This window comes from Mesorhizobium sp. M0019 (genome assembly GCF_040323975.1).
Taxonomy (GTDB): Bacteria; Pseudomonadota; Alphaproteobacteria; order Rhizobiales; family Rhizobiaceae; genus Mesorhizobium.
The window spans coordinates 106,556-124,154 of sequence record NZ_JAMYVK010000010.1 but is presented as its reverse complement, the minus strand read 5'-3'; the positions used below and the strand labels follow the sequence as shown (position 1 = coordinate 124,154).

The 17,599-nt window shown below is 63.4% G+C and carries 16 protein-coding genes; 7 read left to right on the top strand and 9 right to left on the bottom strand.

Annotated features, from left to right (window positions below; translation table 11 throughout):
• Nucleotides 1-19: 19 nt before the first annotated feature.
• From NKK47_RS10395 to ehuR, 8 genes are all read right to left on the bottom strand, one after another.
• Nucleotides 20-1,012 (bottom strand): cyclodeaminase, encoded by a 993-nt coding sequence (locus tag NKK47_RS10395; protein WP_352576451.1) that lies wholly within the window; start codon nt 1,010-1,012, stop codon nt 20-22.
• The gene (gene eutB, locus NKK47_RS10390; RefSeq protein WP_352576449.1) at nt 1,009-2,001 is read right to left on the bottom strand and encodes a hydroxyectoine utilization dehydratase EutB; all 993 of its coding nucleotides are present in this window, start codon (nt 1,999-2,001) and stop codon (nt 1,009-1,011) included. The genes NKK47_RS10395 and eutB overlap by 4 nt, the downstream gene beginning before the upstream one ends.
• Nucleotides 2,002-2,011: 10 nt before the next feature.
• Nucleotides 2,012-2,785, bottom strand: a complete 774-nt coding sequence (gene eutA, locus NKK47_RS10385) for an ectoine utilization protein EutA (RefSeq protein WP_352576447.1) — start codon at nt 2,783-2,785, stop codon at nt 2,012-2,014.
• The gene (ehuD, locus tag NKK47_RS10380; protein ID WP_352467665.1) at nt 2,782-3,441 is read right to left on the bottom strand and encodes an ectoine/hydroxyectoine ABC transporter permease subunit EhuD; all 660 of its coding nucleotides are present in this window, start codon (nt 3,439-3,441) and stop codon (nt 2,782-2,784) included. The genes eutA and ehuD overlap by 4 nt, the downstream gene beginning before the upstream one ends.
• Nucleotides 3,442-3,457: 16 nt before the next feature.
• The gene (gene ehuC / locus NKK47_RS10375) at nt 3,458-4,117 is read right to left on the bottom strand and encodes an ectoine/hydroxyectoine ABC transporter permease subunit EhuC (RefSeq protein WP_254819481.1); all 660 of its coding nucleotides are present in this window, start codon (nt 4,115-4,117) and stop codon (nt 3,458-3,460) included.
• A gap of 172 nt (nt 4,118-4,289) precedes the next feature.
• Nucleotides 4,290-5,141, bottom strand: coding sequence for an ectoine/hydroxyectoine ABC transporter substrate-binding protein EhuB (gene ehuB, locus NKK47_RS10370; RefSeq protein ID WP_023677200.1), 852 nt, complete (start codon nt 5,139-5,141; stop codon nt 4,290-4,292).
• A 65-nt stretch (nt 5,142-5,206) separates the two neighbouring features.
• The gene (gene ehuA, locus NKK47_RS10365; protein WP_023677199.1) at nt 5,207-5,992 is read right to left on the bottom strand and encodes an ectoine/hydroxyectoine ABC transporter ATP-binding protein EhuA; all 786 of its coding nucleotides are present in this window, start codon (nt 5,990-5,992) and stop codon (nt 5,207-5,209) included.
• A gap of 121 nt (nt 5,993-6,113) precedes the next feature.
• Complete coding sequence (gene ehuR / locus NKK47_RS10360) at nt 6,114-7,499, bottom strand: MocR-like ectoine utilization transcription factor EhuR (protein WP_352576445.1); 1,386 nt, start codon at nt 7,497-7,499, stop codon at nt 6,114-6,116.
• 82 nt (nt 7,500-7,581) lie between these two features.
• Here ehuR and NKK47_RS10355 point away from each other — a divergent pair, with 82 nt between their 5' ends.
• The 5 genes from NKK47_RS10355 (at nt 7,582) to NKK47_RS10335 (ending at nt 13,598) form a co-directional block, all read left to right on the top strand.
• Nucleotides 7,582-8,073: an Lrp/AsnC family transcriptional regulator gene (locus NKK47_RS10355; RefSeq protein WP_031211913.1), complete on the top strand. Its 492-nt coding sequence runs from the start codon at nt 7,582-7,584 to the stop codon at nt 8,071-8,073.
• 127 nt (nt 8,074-8,200) lie between these two features.
• Entirely contained in the window at nt 8,201-9,694 is a 1,494-nt protein-coding gene (locus NKK47_RS10350) for an NAD-dependent succinate-semialdehyde dehydrogenase (RefSeq protein ID WP_352576520.1), read from the top strand.
• Between the two features lie 34 nt (nt 9,695-9,728).
• Nucleotides 9,729-11,108 (top strand): aspartate aminotransferase family protein, encoded by a 1,380-nt coding sequence (locus tag NKK47_RS10345; protein ID WP_352576443.1) that lies wholly within the window; start codon nt 9,729-9,731, stop codon nt 11,106-11,108.
• Nucleotides 11,109-11,117: 9 nt separating this feature from the next.
• Nucleotides 11,118-12,266: an alcohol dehydrogenase family protein gene (locus tag NKK47_RS10340; protein ID WP_352576441.1), complete on the top strand. Its 1,149-nt coding sequence runs from the start codon at nt 11,118-11,120 to the stop codon at nt 12,264-12,266.
• 219 nt (nt 12,267-12,485) lie between these two features.
• On the top strand, nt 12,486-13,598 hold the full coding sequence (locus NKK47_RS10335) for a nucleotidyltransferase family protein (RefSeq protein ID WP_352455374.1): 1,113 nt from the start codon (nt 12,486-12,488) through the stop codon (nt 13,596-13,598).
• Nucleotides 13,599-13,685: 87 nt separating this feature from the next.
• On the opposite strand, the gene NKK47_RS10330 is transcribed toward NKK47_RS10335, so the two are convergent.
• Nucleotides 13,686-15,062: an aspartate aminotransferase family protein gene (locus NKK47_RS10330; RefSeq protein ID WP_352576440.1), complete on the bottom strand. Its 1,377-nt coding sequence runs from the start codon at nt 15,060-15,062 to the stop codon at nt 13,686-13,688.
• A gap of 167 nt (nt 15,063-15,229) precedes the next feature.
• Between NKK47_RS10330 and NKK47_RS10325 the strand changes: the two genes are divergently transcribed.
• Together NKK47_RS10325 and ftsZ are read left to right on the top strand one after the other, a co-directional pair.
• Nucleotides 15,230-16,348, top strand: coding sequence for an NAD(P)/FAD-dependent oxidoreductase (locus NKK47_RS10325; protein ID WP_352576438.1), 1,119 nt, complete (start codon nt 15,230-15,232; stop codon nt 16,346-16,348).
• A gap of 222 nt (nt 16,349-16,570) precedes the next feature.
• Nucleotides 16,571-17,578: a cell division protein FtsZ gene (ftsZ, locus tag NKK47_RS10320; RefSeq protein WP_352576436.1), complete on the top strand. Its 1,008-nt coding sequence runs from the start codon at nt 16,571-16,573 to the stop codon at nt 17,576-17,578.
• Nucleotides 17,579-17,599: the final 21 nt, after the last annotated feature.

Below are 17,599 nucleotides of genomic sequence, written 5' to 3'. Positions count from 1 at the left end.
TTGGGCCTTGCGGCCAGCATCAGCTTTCGAAAATCGTACCGGTCTTGGCCGCACGCGCACGGTCGCGGGCGAGCGTGGCGATTGCCGTGTCCTGCACGCCGGTGCCGGTCAGGTCGGCGATTGTGATGTCGCTGTCCGAACGCCGGCCATGCCTTTCGCCGGCGATGATGTGGCCAAGCTCGGTAATGTCGGTATCGGCCGCCATCACGCCCGCCGCGATGGCATGGTGCAGTTCGCCCAGTCGCCGCGTCTGCTTGGCGCTGTCGGCGACGTAGAGATCGGCCATGCGCAGGATCGCCGGCGCGATCTCGTTCTTGTGCTCGGCATCCGAGCCCATGGCAGTGATATGCTGGCCGGCGGAGACGAAGCCGGCCTTGATCAGCGGCTCGGTCGACGGCGTCGTGGTGACGATGATGTCGGCATCGGCCGCAGCCTTTGCCGCGTCGGGCTCGGCGTGAACGGCGATGCCCAGTCTTTCGGACAATGCGTCGGCCGCGGCCTCGGCCTTGGCGGCATCCCTTGCCCAGATGCGAGCCTCGGTGATCGGCCGCACCAGCATCAGCGCTTCGAGCTGCAGTCCGGCCTGAACACCGGCGCCGAAGATCGCGGCAACGGAGGAACCCGGCCGCGACAGATGCTTGGCGGCAACCGCGCCGGCCGCCGCCGTGCGGATGTCGGTGAGATAGCCATTGTCGAGCAGCAGCGCCTCGACCAGACCGGTTTTCGCCGACAGCAGCACCATCATGCCGTTGACGCTGGGCAAGCCGAGCTTCGGATTGTCGAAAAAGCCGGGGCTGATCTTGATCGCAAAACCGTCGATACCCGGTACATAGGCGGTCTTGACGTCGACCTCGCCGCGATGCTCGGGAATGTCGAGCCGCAGGATCGGCGGCATCGCCACCGGCAAGGTGGCGAGCGCCCGGAACGCGTTCTCGACGCAGGCGACGGCATCGAGATCGAGCTTCACGATCTTGCGCAATTCACCTTCGGTGAGGATCGTCATACGGCTCATGCTGCGCTCTCCGCAATTGCTTCGCCGCAGATGATCTTGCGGTGCAGTGTCATATCGATGTTGCGGCCGGACAGCACGAGCACCGTCGGGCCGCTCGCCCTGACCTTGCCGGCAAGCACGGCTGCGATGCCGACCGCGCCGGCGCCTTCGACGATCTCGCGCTCCTGCTCATAGGCATGGCGGATGCCGGCGGCGATCTCGTCCTCGCTGAGCAGGATCACATCGTCGAGCAGGTCGCGGCACATGGAAAAGGTCAGCCGGTTGTCGAGGCCTATGCCGCCGCCGAGGGAATCGGCCAGCGTCGGCAGTTCCTCGACCAAAACCGGATGTCCGGCGTCGAGGCTCGCCTTCATCGCCGCACCGCGCGCCATTGAAACGCCCATCACCTTCGTCGCCGGGCTGACGCCCTTCACGGCAGCAGCGACGCCAGCCGCCAGCCCACCGCCGGAAAGCGGCACCAGCACCAAGGCGGCGTCCGGAACCTGTTCGATGATCTCCAGCCCGAGGGTGCCTTGCCCGGCGACAATGGCAGGATGGTCGAAGGGCGGCAGCATGATCAGCCCCTCTTCCGCGACCAGCCGTTCGACCTCCCGCTGCGCATCGTCCTGGCTGTTGCCGACGATGCGGATCTCGGCGCCGAGCCGGCGGATCTCGTCCAGCTTGTTCTGCGGCACCAGCCGCGACATGCAGATCGTCGCGTGGATGCCTTGCAGTCGAGCAGCATAGGCAAGCGCCCGGCCGTGGTTGCCAGTCGAGGCAGCGACGACGCCACGCGCCCTCTCCTCGTCTGTCAGCGAAGCGATAGCGTTCGAGGCACCGCGCAGCTTGAAGGCGCCGGTGGTCTGCCGATGTTCGAGCTTGAGATAAACAGGAGCGTCCAAGTGCTGGGAAAGACTCCGGGAAGGAACGGTCGGCGTACGCTCGATCTTGCCTGCGATGCGCTCGCGCGCGGCGCGGATATCGGAGAGGCTTATCCTGGACGTGGTCATGGCTCTGCAATCAGTTCAACGGCAGCGTCATCAGGCGGCCGAATTCGGCGCGCGGCTCGTCGTCGTCGCAAAGCCGCAGGCAATTCCAAGCCGTCGCCTGGTTGCTGGTGACGACAGGACGGCCGATGGCTTCTTCCATGCCGACCACTGCCAGCGCCGACCGCAGCGCCGTGCAGGACACGAACAGCGCGTCGGCTTGCATATCGGTCGCTTCGCGGGCCAGATCGACCAAGGATTTCGGCGCAATCCGTGCCATCTCGCGGTCGTCCTCGAAGCCGAGGCAAGTGAAGCCGGCGATCTCGAATCCATGTTCGATGAAATAGGCCTCCATCGGCCGGCTGGTCTCGACCGTATAGGGAGTGAGAATGCTGATCGTCTTGGCGCCCAGCGCCTTGAGGCCGCGCACCCCGGCCATCGGCGGCGTGACCACCGGCACGCCGGGCTTGGCGGCCTGCACCGCCGCCTCGATTTCGGCATCGCCGATCACGACGGAAGCCGAGGTGCAGGAATAGCAGATCGCATCGAGCGGCTCGTCGGGCAGGATCAGGGCCGCGGCCGCCGTCAGCGACGGCTGCATCTTGCGCAAATTGTCCGGCGTCGTCGGGTTGGCGTAGGGGATGCGCGCGACATAGACGCCGATGCGGTCGCTTGCCACCATGCGGTGAAAATCCGGTTCGCTCGTATGGTCGGTGGCAAGGATGATCAGGCCGACCCGCTTTTCCAGCGGACGCGCATCGAGCGGCGGCCGGGCCGAGTGCAGGCGGATATCGGGTGCAGCGCTCATCGTTCGATCCGCCCATAACGGTGTTCCAGCCAGCGCAGCAGCACCACCGAGAACAGGCTGATGGCGAGGAAGAAGGCGCCGACCAAGGTGATCGGTTCGATATACCGATAATAGGTATTGGCGACGCTCTTGGCCTGGTTCATCAGTTCCAGCACGGTGATCGCCGACAGCAGCGGCGTCTCTTTGAACATGGCGATGAAATAATTGGCAAGCGCCGGGATCATCGGCGGGATCGCCTGCGGAATGATGATGTGCGTCCAGGTCTGGGTGGCGTTCAGATTGCAGGCCTTGGCCGCTTCCCACTGGCCGCGCGGAACATTATCGATGCCGGCGCGGTAGACCTCGGCCGTGTAAGTGCCGTAATGCAGCCCGAGACCGATGACGCCCGCGACCAGCGGCGGCAACAGGACGCCAAAATCCGGCAGCACGTAGAAGATGAAATAGAGCTGCACCAACAGCGGCGTGCCACGGATGAACTCGGCAAGGAAACCGACGGTGCGCGACAGAGCCCTGTTCGGCGACCGGCGCGCCAACGCGATGCCCAGCCCAACGATGGCCGCCAGCACCGAGCCGAGCAGCGTCGCCAGGATGGTGATCTTCACCCCCTCGATCAGCGTCGGCAGGATCTGCCGGACAAAATCCCAATCCCATTCCATTAGCAGGCCCGATCCATCATACGCGCACCCCGTCGAGGCCACGAGCCATGCGGCGTTCCAGCGACCGCACGCCCCATGAGATGAGCAGCGCCAGGACGAAATAGATGACGAGGATGGTGCTGAACGGCACTAGAGTATTGCCGGTCTGCGAGCGCACCACCTGCGCCTGGAAGGTCAGGTCGGCGAGCGAGATTAGCGAAACGACGGCGGTGGCCTTGAGCAATTCAATGGCGTTGTTGCCGAAGGTTGGCAGCATCACCAGAAGCGCCTGCGGCAGGATGATATGGCGCATGGCTTGCCAGCGGCCGAGATTGAGGGCGGTGCAGGCCTCATATTGTTCGCGGCCGATAGACTTGATGGCGCCACGCACCACTTCCGCCGCATAGGCGCCGACATTGAGACCCAGCGCCAGCACCCCGGCCTGCAGCGGCGTCAACGAAATGCCGGCAAAAGGCAGCACGAAATAAGCCCAGAACAGCTGCACGAAAATCGAGGTGCCGCGGAAGAACTCGATATAGGCGGTGGCCAGCGCGCGTAGCACGAAAAACCGCGACAGCCGCCCCAGCCCGGCAAGAAAGGCCATGACCAAGGCCAGCACCGACCCCATCAGCGTCAGCTCGATGGTGACAAGCGCTCCTTGCAATATCAGGCCGAAATAGCCGGACCATTGGGTCATTGGGGCTAAGCGTTTCCTCGCTTGGTGATCATTGCAGAACGCCGGGGCCGCCCCTCATCCGCCTGCCGGCACCTTCTCCCCGTTATAGGGACGGGGAGAAGGGTGAAGCTCCAGCGTTGGCGCCCCCCTCTCCCCGTTTTTGACGGGGAGAGGCTAGGGTGAGCGGCACTTTTTACTTCGCCGAGCAGAGCTTGTCGCGGCTCGTCGACATTGCCGCCGCCGCCGAGAAGCCGTAAGGCTCGATGATCTTGGCGAACTCGCCGGACTTCTTCAGTTTCGCCAGCTCGACATCATAGGCGTCGCGCAGCGCTTCGTCGCCCTTCTTGAAGGCCGCGCCGTCGCAATAGACCGGCGCACCGACCACCGGCGCGATGACTTCGAGGTTCGGATCATTGGCTTTCTTGACCAGGTCATTGATCGACAGCACGGGCAGCGAATAAGCATCGATGCGGCCGTCCTGCAGCATCTTCAGGCCGCTCTGGCCGTCCGGCACGACGATGACGCGCTCGCGCGGCACACCTGCGGTGAGCGCCAGCTTCTCTTCGGTGCCGCCACCCGGCGCGCCGATCGTGGCGCTCGCGTCCTTCGCGACGTCCTCGTAGCTCTTGAAGCCCTTCGGGTTGCCCTTCTTCACCAGCATCGCCTCGGCGTCGCACAGCACCGGTTCCGAATAGGCGACCGCAGCACAACGTTCCGGCTTCATGAACAGGCCGGCGGTGACGACGTCGAAACGGCCGGCCTGCAGGCCGGGAATCATGGCGCCATATTCCGAGATCGAGGCGACGATATCGTTGACGCCAAGGCGCTTGAAGATTTCACGGGCAACGTCAGGCGCCGCACCCGAAACCTTGCCGTCGGCAGCGACCGCCGTATAGGGCGGCTCGTTGGCGATGGCGACGCGGGCAAAGCCTTGCGCCTTGAGCTCTTCGAGCTTGCTGTCGTCGGCCGAGCCGGCCGTCGAGGCGGCCAGCACCGCCGTCAGCGCAATACCGGCGACGCCGGCCAAAATGGCAAATTTCTTCATTGTTCCCAACTCCTTGTTTGTCTGTCTTCTTGGCTTGCTTGAGGCGTCGCCGCCTCGCATGGCAGTCAGACCCGATGTCCGGCCGCAATGATCTTCTTCAGGAAACCTTGCGTACGCTCCTGTTTGGGATGGCGGAAAATCTCGTCGGGCTTGCCCTCCTCGACTATTCTGCCGCGATCGAAGAACAGCACCCGGTCGGCGAAGTCATGGGCGAAACCCATCTCGTGGGTGACCAGCAGCATGGTCATGTCGGTCTCGGCGGCGAGCTTGCGCATGACGTTGAGCACCTCGTCGACGAGCTCAGGGTCGAGCGCCGAGGTGACCTCGTCGAACAGCATGATTTTCGGCGACAGCGCCAGCGCCCGCGCAATCGCGACGCGCTGCTTCTGGCCGCCTGAAAGCTGCGCCGGCATCGCTTTGGCCTTGTCGACCATGCCGACCATGTCGAGCAGTTCCATCGCCCGCTTTTCTGCGGCGGCCCGCGGCACGCCTTTGGTCAGCATCGGTGCCAGCGTCACATTGTCGATGACGCATTTGTGCGGAAACAGATTGAACAGTTGGAAGACCATGCCGATCTTCTGGCGCATCTTTGCCAAATGCCGTTCATCGGCCGTCAGCAGCCGGCCGTTACGCTCCATGTGGTACAACTGTTCGCCGTCGACTTGGATGTGGCCGCTGTCGATACGCTCTAGCGTCATCAGGATGCGCAGGATCGTCGTCTTGCCCGAACCCGATGGACCGATCAGTGCCAGCTTCTCGCCGGGCATGACTTGCATCGAGAGGCCGTCCAGCACCTTGAAGGTGCCGAAGCTTTTTGAAATGCCGTCGATCTTGATGATGGGAGCCGACAATGAATTTCCCGTGCTGGAGAAGCTTGCCTTTAACGATGCGGATCGCAGCAAATCATGTCAATCAAGAAAATAATATCATGACAATATTTCGGATTCCGCACAATTTCGCGCCATTCGCCGTCTAGATCGCAAGCAGGAGATGCTCGGGATCGCCGAGCAGAAGCTTGGTGACAACGCCGAGACCGGCACGCAGTTCCCCCTCCGTGGTCGAGCCAAGCGAAATCCGCACAGCTGGATGCCAAGGCGTCTGCGAAATGCGAAACGACGTACCGGGCGCGATCGCCACGCCCTGCAGGCGGGCCTGGGAAACAAAGCTTTCCTCGCCGCGATCATCGGGCAGTTGCAGCCAGACATGCAGCCCGTCGCGATGAGCGCGATAGTCCACTCCGGCAAGCACCTCGGCGGCTATGTCCAGACGCCGCCGCAAAGCCAGGCGCTGCCATCGCACGAGTTCCATCGCGGTGCCGTCGGTCACCCATTTGGTGGCGATCTCGGCCACCAACGGCGTCGCCATCCAGTTCGAGACGAGATGGCGATTGGCGACCGCGGCGACATAACGATCGGGCGCCGCGAGATAGCCGATGCGCAGGCCCGGCACCACGATCTTGGTGAAGGAGGTGACGTAGAGCGTGCGCTCGGGCGCGAAGGCGGCTACCGGCGGCGGCCGGTCCTCGACCAACGGGCCGAGGACGTCGTTTTCGATAATGGCGATGTCATGCCTGCGCGCAACGGCGGCAATCTGTTCGCGCCGGCCGGCATCCATCAGGGTGGCCGTAGGGTTAATCACCGACGGCTGCACGAACACGGCGCGGATGTCCGACAGCCGGCAGGCCTCGTCCAGCGCTTCCGGGATCAGCCCATTGTCGTCGATCGGCAAACCCTCAAGGTTGAAGCCGAGATAACGCGCCAGCGGGATCAGCGTGTGGTGACCGATCGCCTCGGTGGCGACGGTCGAGCCGGGCGGCGCCACGCTCATCAGCGCCACTGTCATCCCTGCGGTGGCACCGTTGGTCAGGCTGATGTTCTGCGGCGACGCGTCGAGGCCACAGAGGCGTAGCCACTCGACACCCACCGCGCGGTGGCGCGGGAACACCATGTTCGGCCTGAACGACAGTGCCGAGCTCGACGGCAGGTTTTCGGCGAGCCAGCCCAGCGCCTGCCTCAGCCGCTCCAGATGCATCGGTTCGCAGACCGGCTTCAGGATGGAGAGATCGATGACCTCGCCCAGCCGCTCCGGCAGATAGGGCGGCTCCGGCTCGCGGCGCTGTGTCTGCACGAAGCTGCCGCGGCCGACCTCGCCGGACACCAGCCCGCGGCGGATCAGCTCCTCATAGGCGCGGCTGACCGTCTGCACGGAAAGTTGCAGATCGTCAGCCAACTGCCGGTGCGTCGGCAACCGAGCGCCATTGGCCAGGCGCCCGTCATGGATGGCGCGCGCGAACTGGTCGGCGAGCGATTGATAGGCCGGCCGCCGGATAAGAGCGGGATCTGGTCGCCAAAATGTCATGACTTATTAGAGATCGAAATCAGTGCAATTGACAATCGAAATAATGCGCCGTCATGGTGTCCGGCACTAGAAGTGGACGATCATGGCTGCAGCGAAACTCGATCCGATCGACCTGAAAATCCTCGACGCCATTCAGCGCGACGGCCGCATCACCAAGCTGGCGTTGGCCGAGAAGGTCGGCCTGTCGCCGACGCCTTGCTGGATGCGGCTGCGCAAGCTGGAAAAAGCCGGCATCGTCTGCGGCTATCATGCCAGGATCGCCATGCGCGCCATCGCACCGGTCGCCACCGTGCTGATGGAGGTGACGCTGGCTAGCCACCGCCAGGCCGATTTCGACCGTTTCGAGCGCGTCATCCGCGACATCCCCGAGATCGTCGCCTGCTGGTCTGTCGGCGGCGGCGTCGATTACCTGCTGAAGGTGATGGCGCGCGACATCGACGCCTATCAGCGGCTGGTCGACACTCTGCTCGAGCGCGAGATCGGCATCGACCGCTATTTCACCTACATCGTCACCAAGACGGTGAAGGAGGAGAGTGTGCTGCCGGTGGCGGACCTGTTGCCGGCATCTTCCTGATACCGGAGAGATCGTCTGGCCGGGCAGGGCAATAGAGACAATTTCTCTACGTGCAGGCACGCAAACAGCCTCTCTGTTTGTGCGGCGGAGATAGTCTTGCGGCATCACCCGAACCGGGAGCCCGATGATGTCCGCACATTTTGCCCGCTCGCACCGCCATGAAGCACTTGATCGCCTCGCCGACCGGCGGCTGCTGCGCGAACTCGCCTATGTCGCTGGCCACTGGACGGCGAGCGAGACCGCGGAGAGTTTCGAGGTGACCGATCCGGCCACCGGATCCACCGTCGCTTTCGTTGCCGCGCTCGATGCCCGGCAGACCACATTGGCGATCGATGCGGCATCGCGCGCCTTTCCTGCCTGGCGCGCATTGCTGCCGCAGGAACGGTCGAAAATCTTGCGAAAATGGTTCGATCTGATCGTCGCCGCCAAAAATGACCTGGCCCTTCTGATGACGCTAGAACAAGGCAAGCCGCTGAAGGAATCGGGCGGCGAGATCGACTATGCCGCCTCTTTTGTCGAATGGTATGCTGAGGAGGCCAAACGTCTCAACGCCGAAAGCGTCACCAGCCATCTGCCAAATGCCGAGATGGTGGTGCGACGCGAACCGCTTGGTGTCGTCGGCGTCGTCACGCCGTGGAATTTTCCCGCGGCCATGCTGACCCGCAAGGCGGCGGCCGCCCTCGCCGCCGGCTGCACCATCGTCGCGCATCCTTCCTCGGAAACGCCGCTGTCGGCACTGGCGTTGGCCGAGCTTGGCGAACGTGCCGGCCTGCCGGCTGGCGTGTTCAACGTCCTCACCGGCAGGGCTTCGATCATCGTCGGGCGGATGTGCGAAGACCCGCGCGTTCGCGCCATGAGCTTCACCGGCTCGACCGAGATCGGCAGGTTGATCGCCGCTCAGAGTGCGCCGACGATGAAGCGTCTGGTGATGGAACTCGGCGGTCATGCGCCGCTGATCGTCTTTGCCGACGCCGACCTCGACAAGGCTGTGGCCATTGCGGTCGACGCCAAATTCGCCACCTCCGGCCAGGACTGCCTCGCCGCCAACCGCATCTATGTTCAGCGTCCGATTTACGATCGTTTCTGCGCTGCTTTCGCTAAACGCGTCGAGGCATTGCGGGCCGGCAATGGCCTCGCCGACGACACCGAAATCGGACCCTTGATGCACGAACGCGCCGTCAAGAAGGTCGAGGAGCAGGTGGCCGATGCGCTCGCCAAAGGCGCGCGTTGCCTGACCGGCGGCAAGCGCCATCCGGCCGGTCCGCTGTTCTACCAGCCGACCCTGCTGGCCGATGTTGACGACGACGCCCTGATCATGCGCGAGGAGACCTTCGGTCCGGTTGCGGCCGTGACGCCTTTCGATAGCGAGGACGAAGTCGTCGCCCGCGCCAACGCCACCGAATACGGGCTCGTCGCCTATGTCGTCACCGAGAACGGCGGCCGGCAATTGCGCATGGGCCGCGCGCTCGACTATGGCATGGTCGCCATCAACCGCGTGAAGATCACCGGCGCGCCGATCCCCTTCGGCGGCGTCAAACAGTCCGGCATTGGCCGCGAGGGCTCGCGCCACGGGCTCGAAGCCTTTACCGATCTTAAATACCTCTGTCTGGACGTGGCGTAAGCCGCGCCCGACCCTTTTCCTCAGGAGTAAAAAGATGCTCGACCAGTCCAACGAACTCGCCGCCTGGGATCGCGATCATTTCTTCCATCCCTCGACCCATATGGGCACGCACGCACGCGGTGAATCTCCGACGCGGGTGATCGCCGGTGGCGAAGGCGTCACCATCTGGGACAATAACGGTCGCAAGAGCATCGATGCCTTCGCCGGGCTCTACTGCGTCAATGTCGGCTATGGCCGCCAGAAGATAGCCGACGCCATCGCCGCGCAGGCCAAGAACCTCGCCTATTACCACGCCTATGTCGGGCACGGCACCGAGGCATCGATCACCCTTTCCAAGATGATCATCGACCGCGCGCCGCAAGGCATGTCGAGGGTCTATTTCGGCCTCTCCGGTTCCGATGCCAACGAAACCAACATTAAGCTGATCTGGTACTACAACAACGTGCTCGGCCGGCCGGAGAAGAAGAAGATCATCTCGCGCTGGCGCGGCTATCACGGCTCCGGCATCATGACCGGATCGCTGACCGGCCTCGACCTGTTCCACAACGCCTTCGACCTGCCGCGTGCGCCGGTCCTGCACACAGAGGCGCCCTATTACTTCCGCCGCGCCGACCGCTCGCTGAGCGAGGAGCAGTTCTCGCAACATTGCGCCGACAAGCTCGAAGAGATGATCCTCGCCGAAGGCCCGGAAACGGTTGCCGCCTTTATCGGCGAGCCGATCCTCGGCACCGGCGGCATCGTGCCGCCGCCGGCCGGCTACTGGGTAAAGATCCAGGCGGTGCTGAAGAAGTACGACGTGCTGCTGGTTGCTGACGAGGTCGTCACCGGCTTTGGCCGGCTGGGCACCATGTTCGGCTCCGACCATTACGGCATCAAGCCCGACCTGATCACGATCGCCAAGGGCCTGACCTCGGCCTATGCGCCGCTGTCGGGCGTCATCGTCTCAGACAAGGTCTGGCAGGTGCTGGTGCAGGGTTCAGACAAGCTCGGCTCGCTCGGTCATGGCTGGACCTATTCGGCGCATCCGATCTGCGTGGCCGCCGGCGTCGCCAACCTGGAACTGATCGACGAGATGGACCTGGTGCGGAACGCCGGCGAGACCGGCGCCTATCTCCGCGCCGAGCTGACGAAAGCCGTCGGTGGCCACAAAAATGTCGGCGAGGTACGCGGCGACGGCATGCTGGCGGCAATCGAGTTCGTCGCCGACCGGGACGACCGCGTGTTCTTCGACGCCTCGCAAAAAATCGGGCCGCAGGTCGCGACCACCCTTGCGGAAAGCGGCGTCATCGGCCGCGCCATGCCGCAGGGCGACATTCTCGGTTTCGCGCCGCCGCTCTGCCTCACCCGCGAAGAGGCCGACATCATCGTGTCGAAGACGGCCGATGCGGTGAAAAGCGTGTTTGCCAACATCTGAAGAACCGACATGAATGCCATGACCAAGACCCTCCCCGCCACCATGGCCGCCGTGCAGCTGATCGGTCACGGCGGACCGGAAAAGCTCGTCTACCGCACCGATGTGAAAGTGCCCTCGCCCGCCCGGGGCGAGGTGCTGGTCAAGGTCACCGCTTGCGGCATGAACAACACCGACGTCTGGGTGCGCCAGGGCGCCTATGGAACGGAGGAGGATGCCGCCGCTGTGTCGACCTGGCGTCGTCAGGGCAATACGCTGAGCTTCCCGCGCATCCAGGGCACCGACACGGTCGGCAACATCATTGCCATCGGCGACGGCGTGTCGCCAACCCGCATCGGCGAGCGGGTGATGGTCGATTTCTCCATCTACAATCGCGACGACGATTCACTCGCCGACATCGACTATATGGGCCACGGCCGCGACGGCGGCTATGCCGAATACCAGGCAGTACCGTCCGAAAACGCCCATGTCGTCGACACCGATCTGAGCGACGTCGAGCTTGCCACTTTCTGCTGCGCCTATCTCACCGGCGAGCAGATGCTGGAACGCGCCGCATTGAAGGCCGGCGAGCGTGTGCTGGTCACCGGCGCCTCGGGCGGCGTCGGCTCGGGCATCGTGCAGCTGGCGCGGGCGCGCGGCGCCATTCCCTATGCGGTTGCCGGCAAGGGCAAGGAACAGGCCGTGCGTGACATCGGCGCCGAGGCCGTGATCACCCGTGGCGTTGCCGATCTGCCGGCCGCCGTCAGCGCGGCGACCGGGGGCCAGCCGATCGACGTGGTGGCCGATCTGGTCGGCGGCGCGATCTTCAACGACCTCCTGCGCATCCTAAGGCCGGAAGGCCGCTATACCACGGCTGGTGCAATTGCCGGCCCGGTCGTGCAGCTGGATCTGCGCACCATGTATCTGAAACAGCTGCAACTGCATGGCTCGAGCCAGGGCACGCGGGCGGATTTCCGCCGCATCGTGCGTTACATCGAGGACAAGAAAATCCGGCCGCTGGTCGGCGGCGTCTACAAGCTGTCCGATTTCCATCGCGCCCAGGCGGATTTCATCGGCAAGGATTTCGTCGGCAAGCTGGTGGTCGTTCCGGATGCGGCCGCCAAAATAGCGCGTCGACAACAAACGCCTATGACAGGCTCGGGCCGTTCGCGGACGCGGTGAGGTCGAGCGCCACATCCAAGCAGCGTTTTCGTGATGGCTTTGTTTATCTGAATGAGCAAAACCCATTCTGATTTGGCTGCACGCCGGCAACAAGGATTCCTGACCCTCTCCTGCGGCGTTATAAGGTTTTCGCGATTTTCTTATAACCCCCGCTTGCGTCCCTTGAGGTCATGCCGCTATAAGAGAACCGCATTTTTCTTATAACCGGAGCCGCCCGACATGAAGACGGTCGACCTCGTTTACCGCACGATGTATGCGGAACTCGTCCAGCGATCCTTGGACGCAGCCTTCGAAACGGATTTCCCTACGACGGGCAATCTCGTCAAGGTGCCCGTCAAGGGCAAGGTATACTGGTATTTCGAGGAAACGCAGCCGACGAAGACGCGACGGTATGTCGGGCCTGACAGCGATCCCGAGATTGCAAAACGCGTCGAATCCTTCCGTCAGATCAAGGACGACCTCCGCGCCCGCAGGAAGCTGGTATCCACGCTCGTGCGCGAGGCAGGGCTGACGGAACCCGAAAGGTTCACCGGGGATGTCGTTGAGGCGCTGGGGAAGGCTGGCATCTTCCGCTTGCGCGGCGTCCTGGTCGGCACAGTCGCCTTTCAGTCCTACGCGGGCTATCTGGGCGTGAAGCTGCCCGGTGCAGCGTTGCAGACGGGCGATGCAGACTTCGCCCTATTCCATTCCGTGTCGGCCGCGGTCGAGGACAGCCTGCCGCCCATCCTCGAAATCTTGAGGGAGATCGACCCAACCTTCAGGGAAATCCCTCACAGATCAGATCCCGGACACGCGACGCAATTCGAGAACGCAGTCCGATACAAGGTCGAGTTCCTTACACCGAACACGGGCAGCGATGACTACGCCGATCATGCAACCTCGATGCCGTCTTTGGGCGGTGCATCCGCGCAGCCTCTTCGGTTTCTCGATTTCCTGATCCACGAACCAATCAGAACTGTGCTGCTGCATCGATCGGGAGTGCCTGTCGTGGTACCGTCGCCCGGACGATATGCGGTTCACAAGCTGATCGTTGCCTCGCGCCGACAGAACAACGCAAACGGCGTGGGCAAGCGGGAAAAGGATGTCCACCAGGCAGCACTTCTGGTCGAGGCACTGGAAGCTACCCGTCGCCAGGACGATCTCGCCATCGCGTTTTCGGAAGCGTGGGACAGGGGGAAACATTGGCGTGAAGCGATACAAAAAGGACTTGGCTTGATTCCCCAGAAACAGCGTGGCGACGTCGAGGCGACGATCGTCAACGCACTTTCAGGAATCGGCGAGGAACTGGAAGGATTCAGCGGCTCATCTGCGAAAACAAAGCACGGAGACTAAACGGCAGCAACGGGTGTGGAGGGTAACCTTCTGCCAGCCGTCGCCGAGGCGTTTTTGTTTTCAGGTTTCAAAATCGACTTTGCCTATTCAGCTCTGCGATCGGACCTGCTTGGCGGCAGCCTCGAGCGACCGTTCAAACGCGTCGATCAACTGGTCGACCTGCGGCTCGGTGATGATCAGCGGCGGGCAGAAAGCCAGCGCATCGCCCATATTGCGCGAGATGACGCCGTTCTGCTGCATGAAGCCGTTGACGAGTCCGCCCAAGGCACCAACCGTGCCCCACGGCGCCTTGTTCGCCTTGTCGCCGACCAGTTCGACCGCCGAAATCAGGCCGATGCCGCGCGCCTCGCCGACAAGCGGGTGCGAAGCGAGATCGCGCAGCCGCTTCTGCAAACGCGCGCCGACGGTGCGCGCGTTGCCGACAAGGTCGCGCTCCTCAATCAGCTTCAGGTTCTCGAGCGCGACCGCCGCCGCAACGGGATGGCCGCCGCCGGTGAAGCCGTGGCCGAAGGTGCCGATACGATTGCTTTCGTTGGCGATCGGCTCGAATACCTTGTCATTGATCAGCAGGGCCGAGATCGGCAGGTAGGACGAAGAGATCTGTTTCGACAACACCATGATGTCCGGCCTGATGCCGAAGGTCTGCGAACCGAACATCTCGCCGGTTCGGCCAAAGCCGCAGATGACCTCGTCGGCGACGAGCAGGATGTCGTATCTCGACAGGACCGCCTGTATCTTTTCCCAGTAGCCGGCCGGCGGAACGATGACGCCGCCGGCGCCCATGATCGGTTCGCCGAAAAAGGCGGCGATGGTTTCCGGTCCTTCGGCGAGGATCAGCTTTTCCAGCTCGTCGGCAAGCCGCGTCGAAAACAGCTCTTCGCTTTCACCCGGCAGCGCCTCGCGCCAATGGTGCGGCGTCGAGGTATGCAGCACATTGGCAATCGGCAGGTCAAAGGAAGTGTGGTTGTTGGGCAGTCCGGTCAGGCTCGCCGAGGCGATGGTGACGCCGTGATAACCCTTCTTGCGGCTGATGATCTTCTTGCGCGCCGGCTGGCCGAGCGCATTCGACCGGTACCAGATCATCTTCATGGCCGTATCGTTGGCCTCGGAGCCGGAATTGGTGAAATACGCCTTGCTCATCGGCACCGGCGCCATCTGCACCAGTCTCTCGGCAAGATCGATCAGCGGCGAATGCGATTTGGAGCCGAAATCGTGATAGTAAGGCAGCTTCGACATTTGCCGTACTGCCGCATCGATCAGCCGCTTCTCCGAAAAACCGACCGCGACGCTCCAAAGCCCGGCCATCGCCTCGATATAACGGTTGCCGGCGAGGTCCTCGACATAGATGCCGTCGCCCTTCTCGATAATGAGCGGCCCCGATTCCTGATGCTTGCGCGCATTCGTATAGCCATGCATGTGAAAGCTTATGTCGCGGGCTTCGGGAGAATTCGGTCGTGCGTCCATGATGGCTCCTGTGCTGCACGCGGAAACAGTCCTGCCGCCGGTCCGGCTCGGCAGGTCCCCGTGCATTATGCCGTTTGATGCATCTTTCTCGAACGGTATAGTGTCAAGCGCTTTCGACAGGGCCAGCGGATGGATGGACGCATGCAGAACTTCGGCTTGACCTGACCGTGGACCATGTCGACTGCATTGTCGCCGGCGCCGGCGTTGTTGGCCTGGCGATCGCGCGAGAGATGGCGCAGCGCGGCATCGATACGCTGGTCCTGGAAGCCGAGAGCGCTATCGGCACCGGGACAAGTTCGCGCAATTCCGAGGTCATCCATGCCGGCCTCCATTATCCGGTTGGATCGCTGAAAGCCCGGTTCTGCGTGGCCGGCCGGGAAAGACTCTATCGCTATTGCGAGGAGCGGGCGATCCCGCACGCGCGCTGCGGCAAGCTCATCGTTGCCACAAATGCCGAACAGGAGCCGGTGCTCGCCTCAATCCGGGCCAATGCACGCGCTTGCGGCGCCGGCGACCTGTTGCGCTTGAGCGAAGCCGAGGCGCATACGCTGGAGCCCAGCCTTAAGTGCACGGCGGCGCTGCTGTCGCCCGCCACCGGCATCATCGACAGCCATGCCCTGATGCTCGCCCTGTTGGGCGACGCCGAGGAGCACGGGGCGGCACTTAGTCTCAACACGCGCATCGCCTCCGGCCGCATCGAAGCAGGCCGCGTCGTGCTCGAGACGGTGGACGCTGCCGGCGGCGAGCGCTTCGAGATCGCCACTCCGCGTTTCGTCAATGCCGCCGGGCTTGGCGCCGCAGCACTTGCCGGTTCGCTTGAAGGGCTCAATCAGCAATTCGTGCCAAAGCTCCATTATGCCAAGGGCAATTATTTTTCGGTGGCCGGCCGGGCGCCGTTCTCGCGATTGGTCTATCCGGTGCCCGAACCCGGCGGGCTCGGTGTTCATCTGACACTCGACTTTGATGGCGTCGCCCGCTTCGGGCCGGACGTCGAATGGACCGATCAACTCGACTATCGCGTCGACCCGGCTCGTGGCGAGCGCTTCTACAGCGAGATCCGCAAATACTGGCCGGACCTGGCCGATGGCAGCCTGCAACCCGCTTACAGCGGCATCCGGCCAAAACTGTCCGGTCCCGGTGAGGCCAATGCCGACTTCGTCGTCCAGGACGTGGCGGTGCACGGCGTGGATAGCCTGGTCAACCTGTTCGGCATCGAAAGCCCCGGCCTGACCTCCTGCCTGACGATTGCCGACCATGTCGCGCAGTGCCTCGCGCCGAAGTTGTAGCGTGCGGCGCCCCGCGCCGCGATCTGCACTGTATCAAGGCGCATTGCGTGAACTTTCAGACGCAAGTCCCCTATGAGGCACATCGCGCACTTGCAGCCCGCTCCGCGCTCTGATTCCCTGCATTCTGGGGCTGTCCTGATTCGCACTGCCCGGTTCAGAGTTTTCGCAGTGCGCCCGGGACAAGCTTCCAGCGACCACTCGGCGTATCCAGGGAGAACGGCAATGAACACCGCGACGAGGCCGGTAATCTCGGAGATGAGGCCCAAGATCACCGTCGTCGGGGTCGGCGGCGGCGGCGGCAACGCCGTCAACAACATGATCGCCGAAGGCCTGCAGGGCGCGGAATTCATCGTCGCCAACACCGATGCCCAGGCCCTTGCCATGTCGAAGGCAACGAGGCTGATCCAGTTGGGCGCTCATATCACCGAAGGTCTCGGCGCCGGGTCCCTGCCCGAGGTCGGCCGTGCTGCGGCCGTGGAATCCATCGACGAGATCACGGATCACCTTGCTGGAACGCACATGTGCTTCGTGACCGCCGGCATGGGAGGCGGAACCGGCACTGGTGCCGCGCCTGTGATAGCGCAGGCAGCGCGGGCAGCCGGAATACTGACCGTTGCCGTCGTCACCAAGCCATTCGTCTTCGAAGGCAGGCGCCGCATGTACGCTGCCGATGAGGGCATCGAGCGCCTGCGCGAAAGCGCCGATACCGTCATCGTCATTCCCAACCAGAACCTGTTCAGGATCGCCGACGCCAGAACCACGTTCGCCGACGCCTTCGCCATGGCCGACCGGGTCCTCTATGCGGGTGTCGGCTGCATCACCGATCTGATCGTCAAGGAAGGCCTGATCAATCTCGACTTCGCCGATGTGAAGTCGGTGATGCGCGACATGGGCCGCGCCATGATGGGAACCGGCGAAGCCGCCGGAGAAGGCCGCGCCAAGAAGGCAGCGGAAGCGGCAATCGCCAACCCGCTGCTCGACGAAGCTTCGATGATGGGCGCCAAGGGCGTCCTTGTCTCGATATCGGGCGGCATGGACATGACGCTGTTCGAGGTCGACGAAGCCGCTACCCGCATCCGCGAGGAGGTCGACAACGATGCCGACATCATCGTCGGCGCCATCTTCGACAAGGCACTCGCCGGAAAATTCAGGGTGTCGGTCGTGGCGACCGGCTTGCGGCGTGGCTTGGAGATTCCACTGCTTGCCGAACCGGAAGTTCGCATGAACTGAACGCGTATCGCTGCAACTCGC